Below are 2,327 nucleotides of genomic sequence, written 5' to 3'. Positions count from 1 at the left end.
ACGACGGTGGCGATGGTGACGAGCCGACAGAGCCGACCGTCACCGCGGCCATCGCCGCGAACCAGACCGGCGTGTACCCCGACGACGCGATCTCGTTCAACGCCTCCGGAAGCGAGGGAACGAACCTCGAATACAACTGGACGTTCGGTGACGGCACGAACGACACCGGTGAAACCGTCGAACACGCCTACGCTGTCACCGGGACGTACAACGTGACGCTCACCGTTGCGAACGGGAGCGCGTCCGACACGGACCGGATCGCTGTCAGCGTCGTTGAGCCGGTCGAGGCAGCGATCACGGCCGAACAGACGAGCGGCGCCGTCGGCGAAATCATCGAGTTCGACGCGCTCGACAGCACGAGTGAGGACCGGAGCGCGAACGTCACCTACGAGTGGGACTTCGGTGACGGCACCACCCTGACCGACGGCGTCGTCGCCCATGAGTACGACACCGCGGGCACGTACACGGTCACGTTGACAGCGACGGACACCGTGACCGGCGACACGACGACCGACACTGTCGAGGTCGTCATTGAGGAGGGGACCGACGACGAAGTCCCCGGCTTCGGGCCGCTCGTTGCGCTCATCGCGTTGCTTGTTTCGGCCCTCGTGGCGCGTAGTCGCGACTGACCGGCGAAACGGTGTCGACGAGCGACGGTCCTCGTCGCCGGTCGACACCGCCGCTGGTTACCTTCTCCTTCCCGGTTCACGAATGCCGAGGGGACCTTGCCCGTCACCCTGTGCGACGAGGTCGGTCGTCGCCAGAACGTTGACCGAGCGTCCTCCCGCTGGCGTTTCACCACCCAGATCTACAGCACACCACCCGATTTCCGTAGTTATAGTCCGACACAGCGTGGGTCCCAGACGACAATAGCGTCCTCGCAGTCGAGTTTGAGACCGATATCCGTCAGTTCGCGAGAGCGCTTGAACCGCCTCCACAGCGGACGAACATTGCTCAGCTCTTTCGCCTGCGAGCGAGCAACCCGATCACGAGTACGGCTGCGACGAAGTGCGGAAAGCCGGTCAGCGGGGCCGACACCGGCGAGGCCTCTTCTTCGGTCGGCTCGGTCGGCTCGATGACGTTGTCGTCATCGTCGGTATTGCTCGACGAGTCCGAGTCCTGTCCGTCGCTGCCCTCCGAGTCGTCGTCCGTCGTCTCAGTGCCGTTTGAATCGCCCCCGCCGCTCTCGCTATCGGAGTCGTTCACCGATTGGTCGTCGTTGTCGGTCCCGTTACTGTCTGTGCTCCCGTCAGTGTCTCCGGTGTCCGGTTCATCGTCCACCGGTTCACTATCGCCGGTCTCGTTGTCAGACCCGTCGTCTACCGGTCCACCGCCAGTCGTTCCGTTGTCGCTGTCGCCGGTATCGGTGCCATTCTCTGGTCCGTCGACCGAGTCTCCACCGTCCGTCCCGTCCGTTTCGTCTGATTCCGTGACGGTCACGTTCAAAGAGTCCGTGCTATCGGCCGACGAGACCGTGTAACTCACCTCGCCGACATCGCCGTCGTCGGTGTCGTGAGTCAGGGTTACGGTCTCACTTTCACTTCCGTTGAGTGACACGGACACGTCGTCGACGGCGTCGCCGTCGAGCAACAGTTCGACGGTCTCTTGCCCGGTGAAATCACCCGCGTTCTCGACATCAGCGACGATCTCGACCGTCTCGTTCTCGGTAATTTCTGCCGTCGAGGCGTCCTCGTCGACCGTGACCTCGAATTCTGACTCCGTGAGCGTGGTGTCCGTGAACCCGAGTATCTCCTGTTCGGAGGTGAACGCGATCGACTCCTCGCCAAGGACGGTCGTCACCAGCCGAACGTCGCCCTCCTCGTCGGGGGCGGTGAGTTCGGCCTCGTAGGTGTCCGACCCGTCGACGGGAGTCGCTTCCACCTCTTCAACGGCCTCGCCGTCCTCGGTCCGTAAAACCGTGACCGAGTCGATGTCGGGGGCGTTCTCGTACTCCTCGGCATCGGGATCGATCTCGACGGTGAACGGCTCACCGGGGGTCACTTCTCCGGAGGTATCGACCGCCGGGTCGTAGCCGGCGACGACGACCGGGTGGATGGACTGAAACTCCCGGTCCGCGCGCACGACGAGGACGTAGGTACCCGGATCAAGTCCGTCGGTCGGAAACGAGGCCGAGTCGTTCCCGGTCATCCGGCTGAAGTCGATCCGGTCGACCCGATTATTGTACAGGTACAGGATGTACTCCTTTCCGTCTGGCGCCTGCGTCGTCGCCTCGATGGTCTCGCCGGGTTTCGCGTGCCCGACGGATTCAATCTCGAAATCCTGACCGTCAAGTGTGATGGTTCGGTCGGGGACATCAACGCTCTCCG

1 protein-coding gene and 1 pseudogene are annotated in these 2,327 nt (G+C 63.4%); one reads left to right on the top strand and one right to left on the bottom strand.

The window, feature by feature from the left end:
* A partial coding sequence (locus tag Q0925_RS08975; protein ID WP_299334399.1) for a PKD domain-containing protein occupies nucleotides 1–629 on the top strand: 629 nt, incomplete at its 5' end.
* A gap of 325 nt (nucleotides 630–954) precedes the next feature.
* Here the strand turns inward: Q0925_RS08975 and Q0925_RS08970 are convergent.
* Nucleotides 955–2,327 (bottom strand): annotated as a pseudogene (locus Q0925_RS08970) (hypothetical protein); the annotation flags it as partial.

The sequence above is a fragment of the Haloplanus sp. genome (assembly GCF_028275055.1).
Taxonomy (GTDB): domain Archaea; phylum Halobacteriota; class Halobacteria; order Halobacteriales; family Haloferacaceae; genus Haloplanus.
Note: the sequence above shows the minus strand (reverse complement) of the source record. Positions and strands in the feature narration are given on the sequence as shown.